The following is a 22271-nucleotide window of genomic DNA, read 5'->3' on the forward strand; positions in this document are numbered from 1 at the left end:
AAGCATCATCAAGTCATGTATTATGTAGGCAAAGCGTACTGGAGGGCAAGATCACAAGCGCGTAGCTGCGTCAGCTCAGCAAGCTGCGATCAAACGAGGAGATAATCGCCCGCAACTCAGGCTCATCCACCTTTTTGGCTGCTTTTGATTGGCTGAACCACTTGCGTTTGCGCTGATCTACTTCGGGGTAGTCTTTGAGAATTTTCTTGACCTTAAGCGGGTACACCATTGCTACGCATGGCAGGTTTGGCATGTCGTCCATTTGTTTGGTGTATGAATAAAGCCCGATGCAGGTTTTGTAGATTTTGCCCTCAACACCCGCTTCTTCAAAAGCTTCTGTTGCTGCGGCATCACTTGGGGTTGTGTCGGCCATGGGCCAGCCTTTGGGGATGATCCAGCGTCCAGTCCCGCGCGAGGTAATCAACAAAATCTCAAGCTTGCCAGCCACAACTCGAAAGGGCAGCGCAGAGAACTGCGTGCGAAGGTCATACTTGGTTTTACCCGTAACAGAGAGCGGTAGCTGCTTCATTGATTTATTGGTGCGTCTTTGGCCTGCATGTTTTTTGTGTGGTGGCATCGTTGTGTCCTTCGTGCCTCCTAAGCCGTGAACATAACGCTAATTTTCGATGAATTCAACTTTTCGCAGACATCGGGGTTGGTTAGGCGCGTGTATTGGCGCGCGGATGTGTCTTGATAGGGTCTGGACAGTCATGTGTGTGGACCTAGGCTCACCATCATCATGACTGCACCATCCCCACTTGTTCGCCCTCTTTTCATCGGGTCCGAAATTTATCGCGGCTCCTCTTATGGCGCGTGGCACCCGCTGCGTGTGCCGCGGGTCAGTACGGTGATGGATTTGTCCCGCGCACTGGGATGGTTGCCATCACAGCAATACATTACAAGTCCGCGCGCCAAGCCCGTTGCAATTTCTGCATGGCACACACCTGCCTATATTGCGGCGTTGCAAGCCGCAGAGGCGGTGCAAGACGTCAGCGAAGAGGTCCGTCGCCGGCATCACATCGGGACCCATTCCAATCCTGTCTTTGCAGAAGTGTTTCGCCGCCCTGCTACATCAGCGGGGGGTGCGCTTTTGGCCGGAGAACTGCTTGCCAACGGGGGGCGTGTTTATGCGCCGGGCTGCGGCACCCATCATGCCATGCCTGATCGGGCAAATGGGTTTTGTTATTTCAACGACCCGGTTCTGAGTATTTTGTCGCTTAAGCGTAGTGGTGTGAAACGCATCGCCTACATCGACATTGACGCACATCACCCAGACGGGGTTGAGCACGCGTTTGAAGCCGATCCAGATGTGTTGATGTTTTCTACACACGAGGAAAACAGATGGCCCCGCACCGGTGCGCTTGGTGATGAAGGGGTGGGAAACCTGTTTAATTTGCCTCTGCCAAAGCACAGTCACGATGACGATATGGCCTATGTTTTGTCGGAGCTCATACTGCCTGCACTGCAAACTTTCAGGCCTGATGCGATTGTCCTTCAATGCGGCGCGGATGCGGTTGAGGAAGATCCGCAGTCAACGCTTGCTATGTCCAACAACGCCCATTTTGATGTGATCAGCGCATCGCTACCCATGTGCCCGCGCTTTTTGCTGCTTGGTGGGGGAGGCTATAATCCATGGTCCGTGGGCAGGCTTTGGACGGGTGCGTGGGGGGTGCTGAACGGTATTGATCCGCCGCGTGATCTTGATGACGCACCGCGCCGCGTGTTGGAAGCCCTTACATGGAGTGGTCACAGCCGTGCGAAAAACAGGCCTACGCATTGGTCAACCACCTTGCGCGATGATCCACGGAACGGGCCAGTTAAGGACGTGGTTCGTGAGCGGGTCGGTAAACTTAAGAAGCGGCTCTTGGTGCGCGTTTAAGATGCGCTTCAAGTTCTGTATAAAACGGCTCTTGATCTTGTGCGCGTCCTAAAACCGGTACTGCCGCGTCGCACATCACGTCTGGGCGGCAGGTCAGGATCGCGTGCGCCAGGTCTTCGGCTGAGCGGACCATCTTGGCGCCGCCCACAGCGTTCAGGGCACCATAGCTTTCCGTGAAATTTGACACGTGCGGGCCATGAAATACACCGCACCCATGGCTTAGGGGTTCAAACGGCGTGTGCCCGCCAACGGGCTGGAAGCTACCCGCCACCACGCAAATATCTGCAATGTCATACCACAGCGTCATATCGCCCATGGTGTCGGCCAAGGTGATCTGGGTGGTATTGGTGCGGCGGGTTCGGTCCGAATATTGGGCCACGCTGAACTGCCGGCCAATTAGGCTTACAACCTCGTCACGGCGTTTGGGATGACGGGGCGCCAAGATCAAATGCCATCGCGGGTCTTCGGCATGCAAAATGTCAAAAGCATCAAGGATAAGCTTTTCTTCGCCCGCGTGGGTTGAAGCGCCCAAAACTGTGAATGGGGCTTGGTATAGCTGCGCAAATTCTGCGAAATCTGCATGGGGTGCGGGGCGTTGATAATGCTCTTTTAGGTTGTTGGGTGCGCTGATGTTTGGCGCGCCAAGGACTTTGAAACGTGCTCCGCTGTCGCGGTCTTGTGGGCTGACTAGGCTCAGTGTGCGGTAAATATTGCGAAGTGAGTTGGGTAGTTTTTGCCATCGTGCAGCACTGCGCGCAGATAAGCGCGCGCCAATAATCACAACCGGTACGTGCGCGTGTGACAACACGGTTAGGCGGTTTGGCCAGATTTCGTTTTCCACAATAATGTGCGCGGAAATGGACCAATTACGCAGTATCATTTTCGTGACCCAACGCAGATCAATCGGGGCCAGATGCGCTTCGATCCGGTCGTTTCCCCAACCACGGATCATATCGCGCGCTGTAATCTGGTTGATGGTGACCAGAATTTTGCGGCTTGGATCACGGCGCAAGAGCGCCTCAAGGGTTGCCTTGGCGGATGTGATTTCACCGTTACTGGCTGCGTGGACCCAAATATGCGCGCCGCGCTGTGCAGGGCGTACGAAGCCAAGCCGCGCAGTCAGCCCCCCCATTTTCAGGATGGCATGCAGCAAAATGAACGGTGCTGCGAAGGTTATGGCGGCTCTGTATATCCACATGATCCCATTCGCCTTAGGCGGAGATATTGTGTCGAGCAAGAGTGCGGCTTTGATTAATTGATCAAAATGGCGGCGCTACGTGACGGCATATGGCTTTTAACATGAGGATTTCGAAGAATTACTGTGTCTTTTAGTTAATTTTTGTGTAAGTCGCCTCTGGAATTAAAAACAATCTTAACACTCGCTATGCAAAAACGGCCGCGTAACAAGTGTAGCCGGAGCGTAAGGCGCTAGTATGTCGAATAGTGATAATAAAGACCAAAGTGGTCCGGGACCTGGTGATGTGCAAAGCCGCGCCTCACGTGGGGTTGTGAAGTGGTTTGATCAAAACAAGGGAATTGGCTTCGTTGTTGACGGGCAAACTGGCGAGGATGTTTTGCTGCATCAAAACATCTTGCGAGAGCTTGGCCTCAGCTCAATCGCCAAAGAAGTTGAACTGACTTATCTGGTCGAGGACAGCGCGCGCGGCGCGCGGATTTCCGAAATTACAGAAGTTATCGCGTCTGAAGATCTGCTGACGATTGCGGATTTAACTGCGGATGAACTAAGTGCGTTGCAGCCCGCGATCGTGAAGTGGTTTGATGCCAAAAAGGGCTACGGCTTTGTCATTCCTTACGGCGAGGCGAAAGAGGTGTTCTTTCATGCAGAAACTCTGCGCCTGTCATCCTTGGGTGAGGTCGCCTCTGGGTTGGGCATCTGTGTAGTCATTGAAAATGATGGGCCAAAAGCAGCCGTGAAATATCTGTTTCCTTGGACAGACGCATCTCAACTCGAGTTTGAATAAGCATCGTCTCGGCGTTGGTCCCGTTGCTGGCCCCATATCAGTGCGACATTTTTGTTATTAACTGTTCATTTACATATTTGTTCATGAACTGTTCATAAACGTTACGCTACGTAATTGAAGTCGAAGAGGTTCTCTTTGACGGGTAACGAGTAGTGCCACGTGCACGATGTATTTAGTAATGAGCCTGATGGAGTTACTCCGTCAGGCTTTTTAGTGCGCAGACGGAAAGCCCAGATTGCACGCTCATGGCTGTTTCACAAACAATCACGCATTATTCACGTATTTGCTTTAATCAGCGTTAATTATTTCATATGCTATACCCGTGCTGTGTACAGATGTTGTTAGTATTGAGGTTGGTAGCTAGTGCGTGTGTTGATGATTGAAGATGACGAGGCCTTGGTCAAAGTTGTCGATAAAACTCTGAAAAAAGCCGATATTTTCACTTATTTCACGGGTAGTGGTGAAGAAGGCATCGATCTGGCGACGCGCTATGATTACGATCTGGTCCTGCTTGATCTGAAATTGCCAGATCTTGATGGGTACACGGTCCTCAAACGCTTGCGTGAAAATAAGGTGGAAACACCGGTGCTGATCCTGACAGGCATAAACCAGATTGATGAAAAGATTCGTGGTTTTGAATTGGGTGCAGATGATTTCATCACCAAACCGTTCAATGGCGATGAATTGCGCGCCCGTATTTCTGCGATTGTTCGGCGGTCACAAGGGCACAGTCACAATGCGCTTTCGGTGGGGGATCTGACCATTGATATTGAGGGGAAGGTCGCGGTTGCGAACGGGCATAAACTTAAGCTGACCAAGAAAGAATTTCAGGTACTTGAGATGCTGGCCCGCAAAATGGGTCTGGTCGTTTCAAAGGATATGCTGCGCCAAGAACTGTATGTGGCCGACGATGATCCTGATCATAACACGATTGATGTGTTCATCTTCCGTTTGCGCAAAAAGCTTGCCGCCGCCCAAAGTAGTACGCCAATTCAAACGATTAGGGGGCAGGGGTATGTGCTGGCAGAACCCGACCGGCCGTCAAAAGCCGCCGATCCCGAGGCGTAAAGCAATTCTGCGCGTGGGCCAATGACCGCCCTTGCGCGCCACTTAAGTGACATTGGCAAAGCGGTGCATATGGCGCGCGTAGGCTCAGTTGTGGCTGCCGTTTGCTTTGTTCTTGTCGGGTATGCGCTGGTGTCCGCTGCTAATCGTGCGCATCAAGATGAGCTAAACGAAAAGGCAAATCAGCTTAAGAATGCGCTGATGCTGCAGTTCTCTCTTATTGAGCAAGAAGTGGCGACCCTTGCGCAGATACTGTCGATTAAGGGCGTGTTTGATCTGAACGATTTCGACAAAGTATGGAGCCAAAATCACCGTCAGTTTTCGTCGGATCTAACCCGTGTCGTCGCATACGCACCTATATTATCACGCAGCGAACTTAGTCTTTTTGGCAATTACTATCAGCGAAATACGGACTATTTCAAGGCGCAGGGATATCCCAATCTCCCACTTTTGAAACAGACCGGACCACCACTTTCTGCTCCGCTTTTGTTCGTGGATCCGCCTTCGGCTAGGCAAACGAAATTTGGTATTGATTTGACTGAAAATACGGAAGGTTTTCGCGCCGTTCAGCAAATGTTTCTGCTCAATCAGCCCGCGTTGGTCGGGCCATATATCTTGTCGCTCGATGCACAGCGTGGTGATAACTATCTCAGTCTGATGGTGCTGTCTCCGGTCGTGGTTGACAACGACCAGCCAAGTGTCTGGCGGCGCGGTGTTGTGGCGGCTCCCGTTACGCCCGAGGTTATGTTGTCGCAGAGCGGTGCTGTTGACGGGCTTGGTGACTACAGCATCCGTCTTTCTGTCAATGACGCTGACGCCCCACCGATCGAGATTGCGCCAAATGCCGCAGACATTGATTGGATGGACCGCGTTCTGCCTGAGTTGAATGCCGATGATGCGTTGTTGTCGCTTGGTGGGCGGACATTGACGTTAAGCGTGAGTAAAGCAAATCGTTTCAGCCCAACCGAGGCGATCATGTTCGTGGTCATCATGGGGTCAATATTTGCTGTGGTCGCGCTAAGCTGGCTGTATCTGCGGCACATCAAACACGCCAGTGGACTTGTCCAAGCGGAACTTCTGGAGCGGGAAAGTGAGTTGCGCGCATCTGAACGCCGCATTGCGTATCTGCAAAACCAAGAAGCCATTGGCGAGTTGGTCGGCGGTGTAGCCCATGATTTCAACAATATTTTGGCAATCGTTCTGGCCAACGCAGAGCTTCTGCTGGACATGCCTTTGGATGAAAACGGCCAAGACTGCACCAATGAAATTCGCAAATCTGCAAGCCGTGGCACATCTTTGTCACGGCAACTTTTGGCGTTTGGAAAGCGATCTTACCTTGAGCCGAAAGCCCACCGCGCGGATGACTTACTGGGCGAAGCGATGGTACTGTTTAAGCGTATCATGCCCGCATCAATTGAGATTTCTTCTGATGTTTCAGAAGCGTTGCCACCTGTTCAAATTGACCGCAATCAACTGGAAACTGCTTTTTTGAATTTGGCCATTAATGCCCGTGATGCGATGCCTGACGGTGGCAAATTTACCCTTACCGCACAATTGACGCATATCACGGCAACTCAAACTGCGCATTTGCCTGGTGATCTTATCCCGGGAGAATATGTCCGAGTTCGGCTGCGCGATACCGGTGTTGGTATGAGTAAAGCGTTGGCAGAGAAGGTATTTGATCCCTTTGTGACCTCCAAGAAGGTCGGCACAGGCTCTGGGCTTGGCCTATCGATGGTTCAAGGGTTCATGCGGCAATCTGGTGGGACAATTTATCTGCAAACGCAGGAGGGTTCTGGCACCACAGTTGTGTTGTTGTTGCCGGTCGCGCGCAGTTTGGACGCCGAAAGCTCGGTGGAAACAGAGCCGCGCACAGTGCCGCGTCAGACACAAAAGACGATACTGTTGGTCGAAGACGAACGCGGCGTGCGCCTAGCCATGACGCGTCAGTTGCGCGCGGCAGGTCACAACGTGGTTGCGGTGAATTCAGGCGATGCAGCGTTGCAGGTTTTGGATGAGAAATCCAACATTGATCTGATGATCTCGGACATGGTCATGCCGGGCGCGTTGCAAGGGGTTGGGTTGGCCAGTGAGGTGCGAAACCGGCTGCCCGATTTGCCGATCTTGTTGATGTCGGGCTATTCCAAAGAAATCGTGGGTGCGAATGCGGAAATGTCGCCACTGCCACCCATGGTGCAAAAGCCGGTGTCGAGGGACGCTCTTCTGGATGCAGTCCGTGTGGAATTGAACCTATCGTCACGTTAGGCGAGCGGGCGTGTTGATCCCAAGCTGTGGCAGACCTACCTTAATGCTAACAAACAGGGGTGAGCATGATGAAATTGAAGGTAAACGGCACCGATCACCAAATTGACGTCGAAGATGACATGCCATTGTTGTGGGTTTTGCGCGATGTACTGGATATCAAGGGTGTGAAATACGGGTGTGGTATCGCGGCCTGTGGCGCGTGTACGGTCCATCTGAATGGGGATGCTGTGCGCAGTTGCCAGATTGCGGCAGCTGATGCGGTTGGATTTGAGATCACCACAATCGAAGGGTTGGGCACACCGGACGCCATGCACGCTGTTCAATCTGCGTGGGCTGATTTTCAGGTCGCACAGTGCGGGTATTGTCAGTCTGGTCAAATGATGCAGGCCGCCGCACTTCTGCAGGCTATCCCCCGTCCAACCGATGCTGACATTGATGATGCGATGAACGGGAACTTATGCCGATGTGGAACCTATCCGCGCATTCGTGCCGCTGTGAAGCAAGCCGCTGACACGCTGGCGAAAGGATAGATCATGAGTAAGCTCAAAAAGATCACCCGCCGCAGTTTTATGATTGGCTCTGGCCTTGTGGCTGGTGGCGTTGCGTTTGGGGCCTATAAGGTGGCGACACTGCACGCAAACCCGTTGCTTTCAGAACTGCGTGAGGGTGAGGCTGCGTTTACGCCCTTCATTAAGATCACCGCAGATGCGGTTACACTGATCACTCCTCACACGGATGTAGGGCAAGGGGTGCAGACGGCTCAGGCGCTGCTGATTGCTGAAGAGCTAGACATTGATCTTGATCAGGTCACGCTGTCGTTCGGCACCCCAGATCCAGCTTACTACAACACAGCCCTCGCGGATGAGGCGGTGCCTTTTCAAAGCGCTGACGACAGCCTTGCCGCGCGGTCTGCGCGCGGGGCTGCGGGGGCTGCATTCAAGCTGCTTGGCCTGATGGTAACGGGGGGCTCAAGCAGTGTGCCTGACAGTTATGAAAAGCTACGCATGGCGGGGGCCGTTGCTCGCGAGACACTGAAAAAGGCTGCCGCCGATCAAACGGGTCAGCCAGTCAGTGCGCTGCAAACGAAACAGGGCGCGGTCGTCTTGCCTGATGGCACCAGAATTGCCTATACCGACTTGGCAAAAGTAGCAGCGGAGATTGCGCCAGTGACGGACGTTTCTTTGCGCGATCCTTCGGAATGGAAACGGCTTGGTAAGCCTGTGTTGCGCAATGATATCGTAGCCAAATCTACTGGCACACAGCGCTATACAATCGATCTGGAACTCGATGGGATGCTTCACGCAAGTGTGCGCACCAATCCCAAACGCGGCGGTTCTGCGGCGCAATATGATACAGCCGCAGCAGAACAAATGCGCGGCATCAGTGCCATTGTGTCTGTATCTAACGGCATCGCTGTGGTTGCAGATAACACATGGCGCGCGATCAGGGCTGTTAATGCGATCGGCTGCGAATGGCCCGATGCTCCGTACCCCGCTGAAATGGAGGATCACTGGCAGGCGGTTTCTGATAGCTTTACGGACGATGCGCTAGACAAAGAGTGGCGCAATGATGGTGATGTTGACGCCGCGCTGGGCGCAGACGCCAAGGGGGTGCAGCAGATTGAGGCGGAGTACTTTGCGCCTTACGTGGCCCATCAACCCCTTGAGCCGCTTTGTGCTGTGGCCCGAACTCTTGAAACCGGAATAGAGATCTGGACAGCACATCAGATGCCGCGGTTTTTGCAGCAAAAAGTCGCGGCTGTGGTTGGCTGTGATGCCGATGAAGTGGTTTTTCATCAACAAATGGCAGGGGGCAGTTTTGGTCATCGCCTTGAGTTTGATGTGGTTACCCAAGCGGCTGAAATTGCAGTGGCAATGAAGGGCAAGCCGGTCAAGTTAACCTACTCACGCGAAGAAGATTTTGCCCAAGATTACGTCCGTCAGATCAGCATGGGACGCGCAAAAGGCGCGCTTAAAGATGGTGGGGTGCATGCATGGCAGATGGACATCGCATCACCGTCCGTAACGGCGTCGCAAATGCCACGTTTGGGTCAGCCTGCTGCGGGTCCTGACACCCAAATTGCAGCCGGTGTTTGGAATATGCCTTATGTGGTGCCGCACCTGTCCGTGCGCGCATATCGCACACCAGAGTTAGCGCCGATTAGCTCATGGCGATCTGTTGGTGCGTCATCGGCTGCGTTTTTTGCAGAGAGCTTTTTGGATGAAATGATTCATGCTGCAGGGGCTGATCCGATGGCAGAACGCTTAAGGTTGATCCAGTCGCCACTCCACCGCGCAGTTTTGGAGGCGGTTGCGGAAATGTCGGATTGGGGCGCACCGCTTGGCCAAGGGCAGGGGCGCGGCGTTGCCTTTGTTGAAAGCTTCGGCGTGCCAACAGCGGAAGTGGTGCAGGTGCGTGATACTAGTCGGGGCATTGTGATCGAAAAAGTTTGGATTGCCGCAGAAGTGGGGCAGGTGCTTGATCCGATTAATTTTGAAAATAACGTAATGGGCGGCGTTGCTTGGGGGCTTGGTCACGCAATGAACTGTGAAATCACTTTCACAGATGGCGTCGCCGATCAGCGTAATTTTGACATGCACGACGGAATACGCATGGCGCAGTGTCCGCAAATTGAGGTCCGTGGTTTGACGAACGGTGACAAAGTACGCGGCATCGGTGAGCCACCTGTCCCGCCCGCCGCGCCTGCGCTTGCGAACGCGATCTTCGCGGCGACGGGGCAAAGGGTGCGCAGGATGCCGTTCTGGAACGACGTTGATTTTGCCTAAGCGGAGACTGGCGCAGAAGTTGAGAACCGCTCGCAATTATCTTGCTAGTTGCGAGTGGTTCGCATAAACGGGCTGCAGTCAATCAATGGAGATCTGCACATGTTTTTCTTCCGTCCCTCTATTTCATCGTCATTTTGTTCGCTGGTTATGGCGGGCGCGTTTGCTATTTTGCCAATCAAGGCTGTTGCGGACGAACAGTTTAAAGTGGTGACGACTTTTACGGTTCTGGCTGATATGGCGCGCAATGTGGCGGGTGATGCAGCAGTTGTGGAAAGCGTGACAAAACCCGGTGCAGAAATACACGGCTACGCCCCCACGCCCCGCGATATTCTGCGCGCACAAGATGCGGATTTGATTTTGTGGAACGGGCTAAATCTTGAGCTTTGGTTTGAGCAGTTCTTGAGTAATTTATCCGAGGTGCCCAGTGCTGTGCTGACTGACGGCATTACGCCGATCAGTATTTCTGCGGGTGAGTATACGGGCCTGCCAAACCCACATGCGTGGATGGGGCTGGATAATGCGCTGATTTATGTGGACAACATACGTGACGCATTGGTCACCCATGATCCGGATAATGCCGAGACATACCGCGCCAATGCTGATGCCTACAAAGAACGTATCACCCAAACGATTGCCCCCCTACGCGACCGTGTTGCAGCAATCCCGCAACAACAGCGCTGGCTGGCAACGTGCGAAGGCGCGTTTAGCTATCTGATCAAGGACTTCGCAATGCAGGAGTTGTATCTGTGGCCGATGAACGCAGATGCCCAAGGTACACCACAACAAGTGCGCCGTGTGATTGATGCCGTGCGTGCGAACGATATCCCTGCGGTGTTTTGCGAAAGTACTGTGAGCCAAGCCCCCGCGGAGCAGGTCGCGCGTGAAACAGGCGCCAGTTACGGTGGCGTGCTCTATGTCGATAGCCTTAGTGCACAGGACGGGCCTGTGCCCACATATCTGGACCTACTTCGTGTGACATCACAAACAATTGCCGATGGTTTGGGCGGATGAAAGACATAGCCGCGCCCCTGAGCACTGGCATCAAAGCCGAACATGTGACCGTTACTTACCGCAACGGGCATACCGCTTTGTCGGACGCGAGTTTTGAAATTCCCGCAGGCACAATTACAGCGTTGGTTGGGGTGAACGGGGCAGGTAAATCCACGTTATTCAAAGCAATTATGGGATTTGTTCCTGCCGCAAGAGGCGAGATTTCTGTGATGGGCATGTCCGTTAAGGCGGCTCTGGCCAAGAACATGGTGGCCTATGTGCCCCAGAGCGAGGACGTGGATTGGAGCTTCCCTGTGCTTGTGGAAGACGTGGTGATGATGGGCCGCTACGGTCACATGGGGTTCCTACGTCGGCCATCTGCTGCGGACCATGCGGCCGTCACTGAGGCATTGGACCGCGTCGGCATGCAAGCCTACCGGCACCGTCAAATCGGCGAGCTTTCAGGCGGGCAGCGCAAGCGCGTCTTCCTTGCGCGCGCATTGGCCCAGCAAGGGCAGGTAATCTTGCTTGATGAGCCGTTTACAGGCGTTGATGTACAAACAGAAGACGCCATCGTGGCCTTGTTGCAAGCCATGCGCGATGAGGGGCGCGTCATTTTGGTTTCGACCCACAACCTTGGATCCGTGCCAGAGTTTTGTGACCGCACGGTGTTGGTTAAAGGCACTGTGTTGGCCTCTGGCCCAACCGCAGACGTGTTCACCCATGCCAATCTTGAAATCGCCTTTGGCGGCGTTCTGCGCCACTTTGTTCTAACCGGTTCTCAGCTTCACGATGATGATGACACCCGGTCCGTTCGGGTCATCACCGATGATGAGCGCCCCTTCGTGGTCTACGGCGACGAGATGCAAGCAGCGTCCGATGCGCCAAAAGCCAAAGGCGAAGTGACCGAATGATCGACACGCTCCTTGAGCCTTTTGGCTACGCCTACATGTTCAATGCAATTTGGGTCAGCTCGCTGGTGGGGGCGGTCTGTGCGTTTTTGTCGGCGTATCTGATGCTTAAGGGGTGGTCCTTGATCGGCGACGCGCTGAGCCATTCTATTGTGCCGGGGGTAGCGGGGGCGTATATGCTGGGCCTGCCATTTGCACTTGGGGCGTTTGCGGCGGGCGGTTTGGCGGCGGCATCCATGCTTTTTTTGAACCAACGCACTGGCCTGAAAGAGGATACCATCATTGGTCTGATCTTTACGTCATTCTTCGGGCTTGGCCTGTTTATGGTCTCGGTCTCACCCATTTCGATCAGTGTGCAGACCATCACTTTTGGCAATATTTTAGCCATTACTCCTTCGGACACGCTGCAATTGGCTGTCATTGGTTTTGTGAGTTTAGCTGTGCTGTTGGCAAAGTGGAAAGACTTCATGGTGACGTTCTTTGACGAAGATCACGCCCGTTCAATCGGGCTAAAGCCCGATGCTTTGAAAGTCATTTTCTTTGCGATTTTGGCTGCCTGCTGTGTGGCCGCGATGCAAACTGTTGGTGCGTTCTTGGTCATCGCCATGGTCGTGACGCCGGGTGCGACGGCCTATTTGTTGACTGACAGGTTCCCACGTTTGCTTGCTCTAAGTGTGGCGATTGGTGCGACAACAAGCTGTGTCGGCGCCTATCTGAGTTACTTCCTGGACGGTGCAACGGGTGGGTTGATCGTGAGCCTGCAAACCCTGATCTTTCTGGTCGCGTTCATGCTTGCGCCAACACATGGATATCTTGCGGCGCGTCGGCGTGCGGCTAAAGCAGTGCGGACAAACTGATGGACGAGTTGCTGTTGCCGTTTCAATTTGCGTTCATGAACAAGGCTTTCGTGATCATGGCAATGCTAAGCATTCCGACCAGCCTGTTGTCTTGTTATCTGGTCCTTAAGGGGTGGTCGTTGATGGGCGATGCGATCAGCCATGCGGTGCTACCGGGCATCGTGTTGGCCTATGTATTCAGCATCCCGTTACTCATAGGGGCGTTCGTTGCAGGTATGTTTTGCGCTGTTGCGACTGGCTTTCTTAGCGACAACAGCCGCGTCAAGCAGGACACCGTTATGGGCATTGTGTTCTCGGGAATGTTTGGGTTTGGGATTGTCTTGTACACCAAGATTTCTACCAATCTGCATCTGGATCACATCCTTTTCGGCAACATCTTGGGGGTGGGTGAACAGGATCTTTGGACGGCTGGCCTGATCTCCCTAGGGGTTGCGAGTATCGTGATCGCCAAGCGACGTGATTTGATGTTGCACGCGTTTGACCCGGTGCAAGCACAGGCTGTGGGATTGCGGGTAGGGCTGCTGCACTATGGGCTTCTTACGCTGATTTCCCTGACAATTGTCGCGACCCTGTCTGCAGTCGGCATTATTTTGGCAATTGGGTTGCTGATTGCACCGGGCGCGATTGCGTATCTGTTGTCCAACCGCCTCAGCATCATGTTGCCCACCGCCGTACTCGTAACGCTCGCCTCAAGTGTCGTGGGTATCTACGCCAGTTTCTTCATCGACAGTGCACCGGCGCCAACAATCATTTTGGTGCTGACCATTTGCTTCATTGCGGCCTTTGTGCGGGCGCGCTTTAAACTTCGCGTAGCCTGATAGGGTCTGTCATAAACCCCAAGAAGTTGGTGGGTTGAACAAGTGCTGCGCAGTGGTATTGACCATGTGAACCCTGCAAAACGGCAGGATACGATGGCCACTGCCAAAACATGTGAGGCGCAGCAGATGTCCCTTAGGGCGATCTTGGTGAAAGTGATAAACGGCTGGGCGCTGTTGGGTGGCGCTTTGCTTTTGATCATTGTCTCCGTCACTGCGATTAATGCCGCGGGGTTCAGTGCGAATGTCATCGCGCGGTTGTGGGGGGGGACAGTTCCTGGGTTGCCGGGTTACGAAGACGCGGTTCAGATGCTGGTTGGCGTCGCGGCACTGGCGATGTTTCCTTACGCGCAACTGCACAGCGCGCACGCTTCCGTTGATGTATTTATGCAATATGCACCCGTGCGGGCCAGCCGGATCGTTACCGTTTTGTCCAATACTGTGTTGGCCGCAATTGTTGTGTGGATGGCGTTCATGCTGGTCCAAGGTACGGTTCAAATGCGCGCGGATCACGTGGAAACTACGGTTCTGGGCTGGCCCGTGTGGGTGTTTATGTCTTCGGCAGTTGTGTCCTGCGCGCTTTGGTCAGTGGCAGCACTAATGGCAATAGCGGGACCACCGGAGAATGCCGATGGATCGTGAAATCATCGGGATTTATGGACTACTGGCGCTGTTTCTTTTGATCATGCTGCGCATCCCCGTGGCGTTGGCGATGTTGGTTACTGGTGTTGTTGGCACGTGGGTGCTGAGCCTCGCCTCGCCGTTCATCAAATTCGGTCCCTATCTTTTGCAATTCAAAACTGCGCTTTGGAACTCGGTGGCGAATTATGATCTGTCGGTTGTGCCTCTCTTTGTGCTCATGGGCTTTTTGGCGGCGGAAACGGGTCTCAGCCGTGATTTGTTCCAAGGTTTAAGTGCGCTGACGCAGAAAATACGCGGTGGGGTGGCGATGGCGACCGTGCTGGCCTGTGCGGGTTTTGGGGCGGTAAGTGGCTCGTCTATCGCAACCGCATCGACAATGAGCCGCGTTGCACTGCCCGAGCTGCGCCGCTTGAAATACAACGAGGGCCTTTCGACAGGCGTGCTGGCCGCAGGCGGTACGTTGGGCATTTTGATCCCGCCGTCCGTGGCTTTGGTGATCTACGCGATCGTTGTGGAAGCGCCGATCATAGAGATGTTCCAAGCGGCCATTGTCCCCGGTCTTTTGGCAGTCGTGTTTTTCCTAGTCGTGATACGTGTGCGAGTGGGCCGAAACCCTGACCTTGCCCCGCAACCCATCGCGCTCAGCCCATCAGAACGCACTCACGCCATTAGACGTTTGATCCCTGTCACGTTGATTTTTGGGGCCATTATTTTGGGTCTTGGTATGGGATTTTTCACACCGACACCTGCGGCGGGCGTAGGAGTGTTTTTGATCTTGGGGTACGGCCTTTTGTTAAGGCGCACGTCTGATGACGGGCTGACTTTTGGGCGCTTGAAAGCAGCACTTCTGGCGACAGCAAAAACCGCATCGATGATCTATTTCATTTTGTTCTCCGCAGATATCCTCAAGGGCTTTTTCGCGCGCACTGGCCTGCCAGCGTCGCTGAGCGATTGGGCAGGGGCCTCTACGCTTGAGCCTTACGTCATTCTGATTTTGATGTTGCTCATCTTGATCATTTTAGGCTGCTTTATGGAAAGCCTGTCGATGATCTTGGTCGTGGTGCCGTTCTTTTGGCCTGTCTTGATCGAGCTCAATGGCGGGGATTTTGTCACCGCTGAGACGGCTGCATTCGGCATGACGACGGATGATTTACGCATCTGGTTTGGAATTCTTGCGCTTATTGTCGTAGAGCTTGGGTTGATCACGCCGCCGGTTGGCCTGAATGTTTTCGTGATCAAATCCTTTTCGCCTACCACAAATCTAAGCGTCATTTTCCGCGGTGTAGCGCCATTCTTTGGCATCGAATTGATCCGCGTTGCACTACTGCTGGCCGTGCCCGCGTTGGCCCTTTATTTGCCAACGGTGTTGTAACTGGGCTGAAGTATGCTGTGTCTTCTGCGCCATAATTATTAGCGGCTAGTCTGACCTTATCGCCTTATGATCAGTGTATGTCTTTGCCTTTCAACCGTGTGAAAACGCTTGCTTTTTGATCGGTGACAAGACAATTTAAGGCTAAGTGAACGGCGCTTTGCGTGCTGGCGTTCGTATAGTGTCTTGAAGTTACCAGTTTTTCAGCGGTGTTTATTAGTCTCAATGTTAGTTGTTTTCCCGAATATTTTTGGTCGTGATCAACGCCGTTTGGCGCGCTGTCGATCAGCTAAATCCCGCATTTCCCGTGCCGGCGTTCGGCGAACGCGTTTAAGCGCTCGCAGCACTTGTTGCACTAAGTGGGTGTGAATCGGCGACAACCAAAGCGACTGATGAGCGGCTGTCTGGTTTGTTGGCATCGGGTCTTGAGGCGGAAAAGCAAGCACGCATTGATGAACGGCTTTCAAAAACGCTGAATAAAGAAAACGCCATAGGCGCGCTGAAGACCAACTTCGCAGGTGTATCTGATACGGGTGAGGGCCAAGTTGATCTGTCTCGGCTGACGGCGCTCGCGCTTGAACGCAATTCGCGTATCGGGCGGGCGGCTCAGGCGATCAACCGCGAAGACGCCCTTCGTCTAAATGCAATTTTTGGATATCTGCCGCAGGTGTCCGTTAATTACCAGTCGGATCAAGTCAGCTCAAACGTGAAAGAAACTGACAACGCTGTTTTCCAGTTGGGGCAAGCTGATTATCCGGCAACGAAGCTTAGCGTACGCATTACCCAACCGATTTTTGATTTGAGCCGTATTTTTGGGATTCAGTATGCCGCCAATGCACTTAGCAAAGCGGAAGTTGAGTACATCAAGACGGTGCGCGATGTAACGTATGAGATCATGGACGCGTATCTTGTGGCCATTCAAGCCAACACGCGGGCTACTTCATTGCGTCAGCGTCAGGCTCTGGTTGCGCGCCAGGTTAGTGCGCAATCGGTGCTTAGCGAAGAAGGGCTTGATCTGGGCGCGAGTGTATCATCGCTGCGCAGCGAGCGGGCGGGTATTGCATCTGAAGAAGCGCTTGAACAATCGCGGTTGTCGCAAGCCTTGAGCGATCTGGCTTTGTTGACGCGGACCGTGGTCGCGGACGTTGAGCGTTTATGTCTGCCCGGCACTGGTTAATGGCGATCCTGATTTTGGCTTATGTCACTGTAGACCAAGTGCAGATCACGCAATCCCTACGCGATAAATTGGCGCCGCATCACGACTGGCGACTAACGTCTCAGCTTGCCGAAAGTGAGGTGGCGACGGATAGGTTGTTTGTCTGGGGCGGCAGAGACGATCGTCTATCGTTCAATTTCAATTTAATTCGGAACGCCCATTATTTAACCGACGGTCATCATGCCGAGTTAGTGTCAATGGATGGTGTTTCTAAGCTGAACTCGGGAGAGGTCATAGTGTTTGGTCATGTTCCTCTAAACACCAAGTGGAGTGAGCCGTGCGGCAATAAGATCACCGATGCACTTTCTGATATCGGAAAGGATTATGCCGCTTATTTTACAACACAAGGCTGGACGTGCCAGAATGGTCGTATCGTGAACCAGTGGCTGCGTGTCTTTTGGTGCATCACATAGGTTTGAAAAGAACGGTCGTGTAACATAACGTAGTGTTTAGCTTGTAACGATTTGATAGTGGCCTCCTCTTTACCACGTCCAAAGTTGCTCACTATTTTTACTTCGCGGACGAACGCGTCTTGCTGCTAGTTTTTCAGCCCAGCGATCAACTGTTGAAATTTCTCACCTTGTACTGTCACGTGCGCTCGCAGCAGATTTGCAGACAGTTCGGCATCTCCAGCCATGAGCGCCTCAATAATTTCATCATGCTCCGCAAGTGATTGCCCCATCCGCCCTCGAAAACGTAGCTGGACGCGGCGATAGGGTTTGAGCCGGTGTTGCAATCTTAACGCTTCGTTTTGCAGATGTGAGTTAGTGGCGCCGCGGTAGATTTCCTGATGGAAGACCTCGTTTTCATAGTAATAGCCAGCCGCATCCTGACGCTCAACCGCGTCTCGGCATCTGGCGTCCGCGTGACTAAGTCGTTTGAGCCCTTCATCGGTCATCCTTGCGGCTGCAAATCTGCCGCAAGAGGCCTCTAATTCTGCCATTGTTTCAAACATTTCAAGTAGTTCTACGGGCCCTGGTTGGCGCACAAAGACGCCTCGTCTGGGAATTTGTTCGGCCATTCCAGACATGACCAAACGCTGCAATGCTTCGCGGATAGGGGTACGCGACACACTGAAGTGCTCGGCGAGTTTAATCTCGTCAAGGCGTTCACCGTCTGCGTACTCACCTTGGAAAACCAGTTCCTCAAGAGAGTCTGCGATTTGTTCTGCACGTTTCAATGTCATATCGCGACAATACTATATATTTATCTTGGAGCGCAATATTTAACATCTTGTATACAAGAATGTTGACTGAGAATGCATCGTGGGTGAGGGTACAGAACAGTCGCACCAACGAGTCGGCTGATAAATGGGAGGAAATTATGAAAAAGAACATTCTAGCGACTGTCGCTATGGTGGCTGCTATGGGCGTTGCGTCTGCGGCGCAGGCGACCGAATTACGTCTGTCACACCAATGGTCGAACAAAGATATTCGCCACCAAGTTGCACAGATCGTCGCGGACGGTGTGGCTGAAGCCAATGTCGATCTAGATATCAAAATCTTCGGATCGAAGTCCTTGTTTAAACCGCGTGAGCAATATCGTCCGTTAAGCCGTGGTCAATTGGATATGACCGTTTTGCCGCTTAGCTACGCGGGTGGCCAGCAGCCAGCGTTCAACCTGACACTGATGCCCGGCTTGGTGAAGAACCATGACCATGCGGCACGTTTGAGCAAATCTCCTTATATGGAAGCCCTCGAAGCAAAGATGGCTGAGGATGATGTTATGGTGCTTGTGCACGGTTATCTGGCGGGGGGCTTTGTTGGAAAAGACAAATGCATCACCGGCCCGGCTGACGTTGATGGGCTGCAAACGCGTGCGGCGGGTAAAGCGTTTGAACAAATGCTGGCCGGCGCAAATGCGTCTATCACATCCATGGCGTCTTCAGAAATCTACAACGCGATGCAAACAGGCATTCTGAATGCTGCAAACACATCGTCTTCGTCTTTCGTTTCTTATCGCATTTATGAGCAGGTTGCCTGCTACACACCTGCGACAGAAGATTTTGCGCTGTGGTTCATGTACCAGCCTTTGCTGATGAACAAATCGACTTTTGAGGGTCTGTCAGCAGATCAGCAAGACGCCCTATTGGCGGCTGCGGAAAAGGCAGAAGCGTTCTACTTAGAGGAAGCCAAAAAGCAGGATGCCGCATCTGTTAAGGTATTCCAAGATGCAGGCGTTGAGATCGCCAGCATGTCTGCTGAAGATTTTGATGCATGGCGCGCATTGGCGCAGGAAACATCCTACAAGCTCTTTGTGGCGGATGTACCGGACGGGCAGGACCTGCTCGATATGGCGCTTGCTGTAGAGTAAGACTGATATGGCGACCGCTGGAAACGGCGGTCGCCAAACATACCCCCCACTAAATTCTGTTTTTGGAAGGAAAGTCGATATGGCTGGCCAAAGCTCAGCTGCCTCTTCGCGCACGGGCAATAATCCCTTTCTGCGTGCGGTTGCAGCCCTCTCTACTCTAGCGGGATGGTGCTCTGCGGCGATGATTGTCGCGGCTGTTGCAATTACCTGCCAAATGATTTTCGTGCGCTTCGTATTGAACCAGTCTACTGTCTGGCAAACCGAAGCGGTGATCTATCTTGCTATCGCAGCCACCTTGGTTGGCCTGCCTTACGTGCAGCGTTTGCGCGGGCACGTGAACGTTGATTTGATCCCGCTCGCCCTTTCGCCAAGCGCGCGCTACTACATGTTCATCCTGACGATGACCCTGTCCATTACGATGGTCGCAATCGTTCTTTTCTACGGATACGAGCACTGGCATCTCGCCTATGAGCGGAACTGGAAGTCTGACACCATTTGGGCCGTGCGACTATGGATACCGTACCTCGCAATTCCTGTCGGATTTGGGCTGTTCTTGCTCCAGTTGATCGCTGACTTGGTCGCTGTTCTTTTGAAAATTGACACCCCCTTTGGTCTGGAGGACGTGTAATGGACCCGATTTTGCTTGGCGGCATTGTCGCCCTCGTTACCATCCTTGTTCTCTTTTCTGGGGTCTCTGTTGCCCTTGGACTGCTTATCGTCTCGACTGGCTTTCTGTTAATCTTTGATGGCCTTCGTTCGCTTGAGTTGATCCCTGAAATTCTGTTTGGAAAGCTTGATAACTTCGCCCTTCTTGCGATCCCGATGTTTATCATCATGGGCTCGTCGATTGCATCCACAAGGGCGGGTGCTGATCTGTACGAAGCGCTTGAACGCTGGCTGACACGCGTGCCGGGTGGTTTGGTAATTTCCAATTTGGGTGCTTGCGCACTTTTCTCGGCTATGTCCGGTTCAAGCCCCGCAACCTGTGCGGCCATCGGTAAAATGGGCATCCCCGAGATGCGCAAACGCGGATACCCCGACGGCGTTGCGGCCGGGTCGATCGCGGCGGGCGGTACGCTCGGTATCCTTATTCCGCCTTCGGTCACGATGATCGTTTATGGCATCGCCACAGAGACTTCGATTGGGCGTCTGTTTTTGGCCGGTGTCATTCCGGGGCTTCTGTTGGTGGGCTTGTTTATGGCGTGGTCACTTTATTCGACATGGAAAACGGGCGATCAGCAACTGTTGTCGTCACGCGTCTACACGTGGAAAGAAAAGTTCGAGATCTTGCCCCGCGTATTGCCATTTCTGGCGATCATCTTGGGCGTTCTTTATGCAATGTATGGTGGCATCGCGACACCGTCTGAGACTGCCGCAGTTGGCGCCCTGCTGTGCTTGTTGATCGCGGTTGTGATCTACAAATTGTGGAACCCAAAAGATTTGTGGGTCGTTCTGCGCGACAGTACCAAGGAAAGCGTGATGATCATGTTCATCATCGCTGCAGCGGGTGTGTTTTCCTACATGCTTTCAAGTCTATTCATTACGCAGTCGATCGCGGAATGGATCGGAACATTGGATGTGAACCGTTGGGTGCTAATGACGTTCGTCATGCTGTTCCTTTTGGTTGCGGGCTTCTTCTTGCCTCCAGTCGCGGTAATTTTGATGGCTGCGCCCATCTTGCTGCCTATCATCACCACAGCAGGCTTTGATCCCATCTGGTTTGCGGTCGTACTGACCATCAACATGGAGATCGGTTTGATATCGCCGCCCGTCGGGCTGAACCTTTATGTGATCAATGGCATCGCGCCTGACATCTCGCTCAAGACCATTCTAAAGGGGTCATTGCCGTTCGTTGCATGCATGGTGATCGCCATTGTTCTGTTGTGCTTCTTCCCGGGCATTGCGACATGGCTTCCTGATGTCATGATGGGAGAGGCGGTGTGAGCTACTTTAGCGAGCTGATTTCAACTGTATTTGAGCGGCGCTATCAAAAGGCGCTCTCGAATGAGGTTGTTGACAGAACGACATCGGAGTTGTGCGAAGACCTGCTTAGCAGTCACGGAGAGGTGTCGGGTGTTACTCTGGCACGCAACCTACTGGATCGTTACGCAGGCATGACCCATGAGGAAAAAACAGCGTTTTTCAAATTCATGGCTCATGATCTTGAGATCAATCCGGATGACGTCATCAGTTCGCTAGAGAAGTACCAAGAGAAACCGGCCAAAGGCACGTATCGTGCCTTTGCAGCCGCATGTGAGCCCCGCCGGCAGGAGTTAGCAAGACGCCTTAATCAGGTTCCTGGTGCGACCGGACAATTGGTTCAGATGCGCAAAGACCTGTTGGGCATGATGAGAGATCGTGCTGATCTGGAACCCGTAGACGTAGATTTCAGGCATTTATTTGCGTCGTGGTTCAATCGCGGTTTTCTGGTGCTGCGGCCCATCGATTGGTCAAGCCCTGCGGAAATCCTTGAAAAAATCATTGCCTATGAGGCAGTGCATGAAATTGATAGCTGGGATGACCTGCGCCGCAGATTAAAACCGACTGATCGGCGTTGTTTTGGGTTTTTTCACCCGTCGATGGCAGACGAGCCACTCATCTTCGTGGAGGTGGCTTTGACGAAAGGTGTGCCTAATTCCGTTCAAGACTTGCTCACAAATGAACGCGCAGAGATTGAAGCCGAAGATGCCGACACGGCGGTCTTTTACTCAATTTCGAACTGCCAAGCAGGTTTGGCCGGTATTTCGTTTGGCAATTCGCTGATCAAACAAGTTGTCTCTGATCTGTCAAAAGACCTACCCAACCTGTCGACATTTGTGACACTTTCCCCAATTCCGGGGTTGAATAAATGGCTTGGCGGTACTGATTTGGACATCCTAGAAGAGGCCGACAACCAAGCTGTTGCAGCGCATTATTTACTTGAGGCGAAAAGGTCCGATGGGATGCCGTTCGATCCCGTTGCGCGGTTCCACTTGGGCAATGGCGCGCTGGTCTACGCCGTTCACGCAGAGGCAGATACGTCGCCGAACGGACGCAAGCAATCTAATGGGGCAATGGTGAATTACCTCTACGATCTTTCCCAAATTTCACAAAACCACGAGAAATTCGTGGGCGAACAGACCGTCGTCGCATCCGCTGCTGTCAAAGCGCTAAGCGCATCGGTCGCGCCCAAAAGTTAAGG

General features: G+C 53.1%; 21 protein-coding genes. 18 read left to right on the forward strand and 3 right to left on the reverse strand.

Features of this window, described 5'->3' with window-relative positions:
- Positions 1–70: 70 nt before the first annotated feature.
- The gene (locus tag OLX08_RS11280; protein ID WP_391481496.1) at positions 71–577 is read right to left on the reverse strand and encodes an NUDIX hydrolase; all 507 of its coding nucleotides are present in this window, start codon (positions 575–577) and stop codon (positions 71–73) included.
- Between the two features lie 162 nt (positions 578–739).
- Between OLX08_RS11280 and OLX08_RS11285 the strand changes: the two genes are divergently transcribed.
- Entirely contained in the window at positions 740–1879 is a 1140-nt protein-coding gene (locus OLX08_RS11285; protein WP_391481498.1) for an acetoin utilization protein AcuC, read from the forward strand.
- Here OLX08_RS11285 and OLX08_RS11290 read toward each other — a convergent pair.
- Positions 1851–3077: a 3-deoxy-D-manno-octulosonic acid transferase gene (locus OLX08_RS11290; RefSeq protein ID WP_391481499.1), complete on the reverse strand. Its 1227-nt coding sequence runs from the start codon at positions 3075–3077 to the stop codon at positions 1851–1853. The genes OLX08_RS11285 and OLX08_RS11290 overlap by 29 nt on opposite strands.
- A gap of 235 nt (positions 3078–3312) precedes the next feature.
- On the opposite strand from OLX08_RS11290, the gene OLX08_RS11295 reads away from it, so the two are divergent.
- The 13 genes from OLX08_RS11295 to OLX08_RS11355 all read left to right on the forward strand — a co-directional run bounded on the left by OLX08_RS11295 (position 3313) and on the right by OLX08_RS11355 (position 17190).
- Positions 3313–3861 carry a cold-shock protein gene (locus OLX08_RS11295; RefSeq protein ID WP_391481501.1) on the forward strand — a complete coding sequence of 183 codons (549 nt, stop codon included), beginning with the start codon at positions 3313–3315 and terminating at the stop codon, positions 3859–3861.
- A 375-nt stretch (positions 3862–4236) separates the two neighbouring features.
- A complete protein-coding gene (locus OLX08_RS11300; RefSeq protein WP_391481502.1) occupies positions 4237–4929 on the forward strand; it encodes a response regulator in 693 nt (230 codons plus the stop codon).
- Between the two features lie 21 nt (positions 4930–4950).
- A complete protein-coding gene (locus OLX08_RS11305; RefSeq protein ID WP_391481503.1) occupies positions 4951–7191 on the forward strand; it encodes an ATP-binding protein in 2241 nt (746 codons plus the stop codon).
- Between the two features lie 68 nt (positions 7192–7259).
- Positions 7260–7721, forward strand: coding sequence for a (2Fe-2S)-binding protein (locus tag OLX08_RS11310; protein ID WP_391483251.1), 462 nt, complete (start codon positions 7260–7262; stop codon positions 7719–7721).
- Between the two features lie 3 nt (positions 7722–7724).
- Positions 7725–9977: a xanthine dehydrogenase family protein molybdopterin-binding subunit gene (locus tag OLX08_RS11315; protein ID WP_391481504.1), complete on the forward strand. Its 2253-nt coding sequence runs from the start codon at positions 7725–7727 to the stop codon at positions 9975–9977.
- A 99-nt stretch (positions 9978–10076) separates the two neighbouring features.
- Positions 10077–10988 (forward strand): metal ABC transporter substrate-binding protein, encoded by a 912-nt coding sequence (locus tag OLX08_RS11320; RefSeq protein ID WP_391481505.1) that lies wholly within the window; start codon positions 10077–10079, stop codon positions 10986–10988.
- Positions 10985–11881, forward strand: a complete 897-nt coding sequence (locus OLX08_RS11325) for a manganese/iron ABC transporter ATP-binding protein (RefSeq protein ID WP_391481506.1) — start codon at positions 10985–10987, stop codon at positions 11879–11881. The genes OLX08_RS11320 and OLX08_RS11325 overlap by 4 nt, the downstream gene beginning before the upstream one ends.
- Positions 11878–12735 (forward strand): metal ABC transporter permease, encoded by an 858-nt coding sequence (locus OLX08_RS11330; RefSeq protein WP_391481507.1) that lies wholly within the window; start codon positions 11878–11880, stop codon positions 12733–12735. Before OLX08_RS11325 ends, OLX08_RS11330 begins: the two co-directional genes overlap by 4 nt.
- Positions 12735–13553, forward strand: a complete 819-nt coding sequence (locus OLX08_RS11335; RefSeq protein WP_391481508.1) for a metal ABC transporter permease — start codon at positions 12735–12737, stop codon at positions 13551–13553. Before OLX08_RS11330 ends, OLX08_RS11335 begins: the two co-directional genes overlap by 1 nt.
- A 93-nt stretch (positions 13554–13646) precedes the next feature.
- Positions 13647–14192 (forward strand): TRAP transporter small permease, encoded by a 546-nt coding sequence (locus OLX08_RS11340; protein ID WP_391481509.1) that lies wholly within the window; start codon positions 13647–13649, stop codon positions 14190–14192.
- A complete protein-coding gene (locus OLX08_RS11345) occupies positions 14182–15564 on the forward strand; it encodes a TRAP transporter large permease (protein ID WP_391481510.1) in 1383 nt (460 codons plus the stop codon). The genes OLX08_RS11340 and OLX08_RS11345 overlap by 11 nt, the downstream gene beginning before the upstream one ends.
- Positions 15565–15970: 406 nt before the next feature.
- Entirely contained in the window at positions 15971–16738 is a 768-nt protein-coding gene (locus OLX08_RS11350; protein WP_391481511.1) for a TolC family protein, read from the forward strand.
- Positions 16717–17190 (forward strand): hypothetical protein, encoded by a 474-nt coding sequence (locus OLX08_RS11355; protein WP_412535654.1) that lies wholly within the window; start codon positions 16717–16719, stop codon positions 17188–17190. The genes OLX08_RS11350 and OLX08_RS11355 overlap by 22 nt, the downstream gene beginning before the upstream one ends.
- Positions 17191–17315: 125 nt before the next feature.
- On the opposite strand, the gene OLX08_RS11360 is transcribed toward OLX08_RS11355, so the two are convergent.
- Positions 17316–17963: a GntR family transcriptional regulator gene (locus OLX08_RS11360; RefSeq protein WP_391481513.1), complete on the reverse strand. Its 648-nt coding sequence runs from the start codon at positions 17961–17963 to the stop codon at positions 17316–17318.
- 137 nt (positions 17964–18100) lie between these two features.
- On the opposite strand from OLX08_RS11360, the gene dctP reads away from it, so the two are divergent.
- The 4 genes from dctP (at position 18101) to OLX08_RS11380 (ending at position 22269) form a co-directional block, all read left to right on the forward strand.
- Complete coding sequence (gene dctP / locus OLX08_RS11365; RefSeq protein WP_391481514.1) at positions 18101–19090, forward strand: TRAP transporter substrate-binding protein DctP; 990 nt, start codon at positions 18101–18103, stop codon at positions 19088–19090.
- A 79-nt stretch (positions 19091–19169) separates the two neighbouring features.
- The gene (locus OLX08_RS11370; RefSeq protein ID WP_341246609.1) at positions 19170–19718 is read left to right on the forward strand and encodes a TRAP transporter small permease; all 549 of its coding nucleotides are present in this window, start codon (positions 19170–19172) and stop codon (positions 19716–19718) included.
- Entirely contained in the window at positions 19718–21034 is a 1317-nt protein-coding gene (locus OLX08_RS11375; protein WP_391481515.1) for a TRAP transporter large permease, read from the forward strand. The genes OLX08_RS11370 and OLX08_RS11375 overlap by 1 nt, the downstream gene beginning before the upstream one ends.
- Positions 21031–22269, forward strand: a complete 1239-nt coding sequence (locus OLX08_RS11380) for a malonyl-CoA decarboxylase (RefSeq protein WP_391481516.1) — start codon at positions 21031–21033, stop codon at positions 22267–22269. Before OLX08_RS11375 ends, OLX08_RS11380 begins: the two co-directional genes overlap by 4 nt.
- The last annotated feature ends 2 nt before the right edge of the window (positions 22270–22271 follow it).

The organism is Nereida ignava, assembly GCF_047114695.1.
GTDB lineage: Bacteria > Pseudomonadota > Alphaproteobacteria > Rhodobacterales > Rhodobacteraceae > Nereida > Nereida ignava.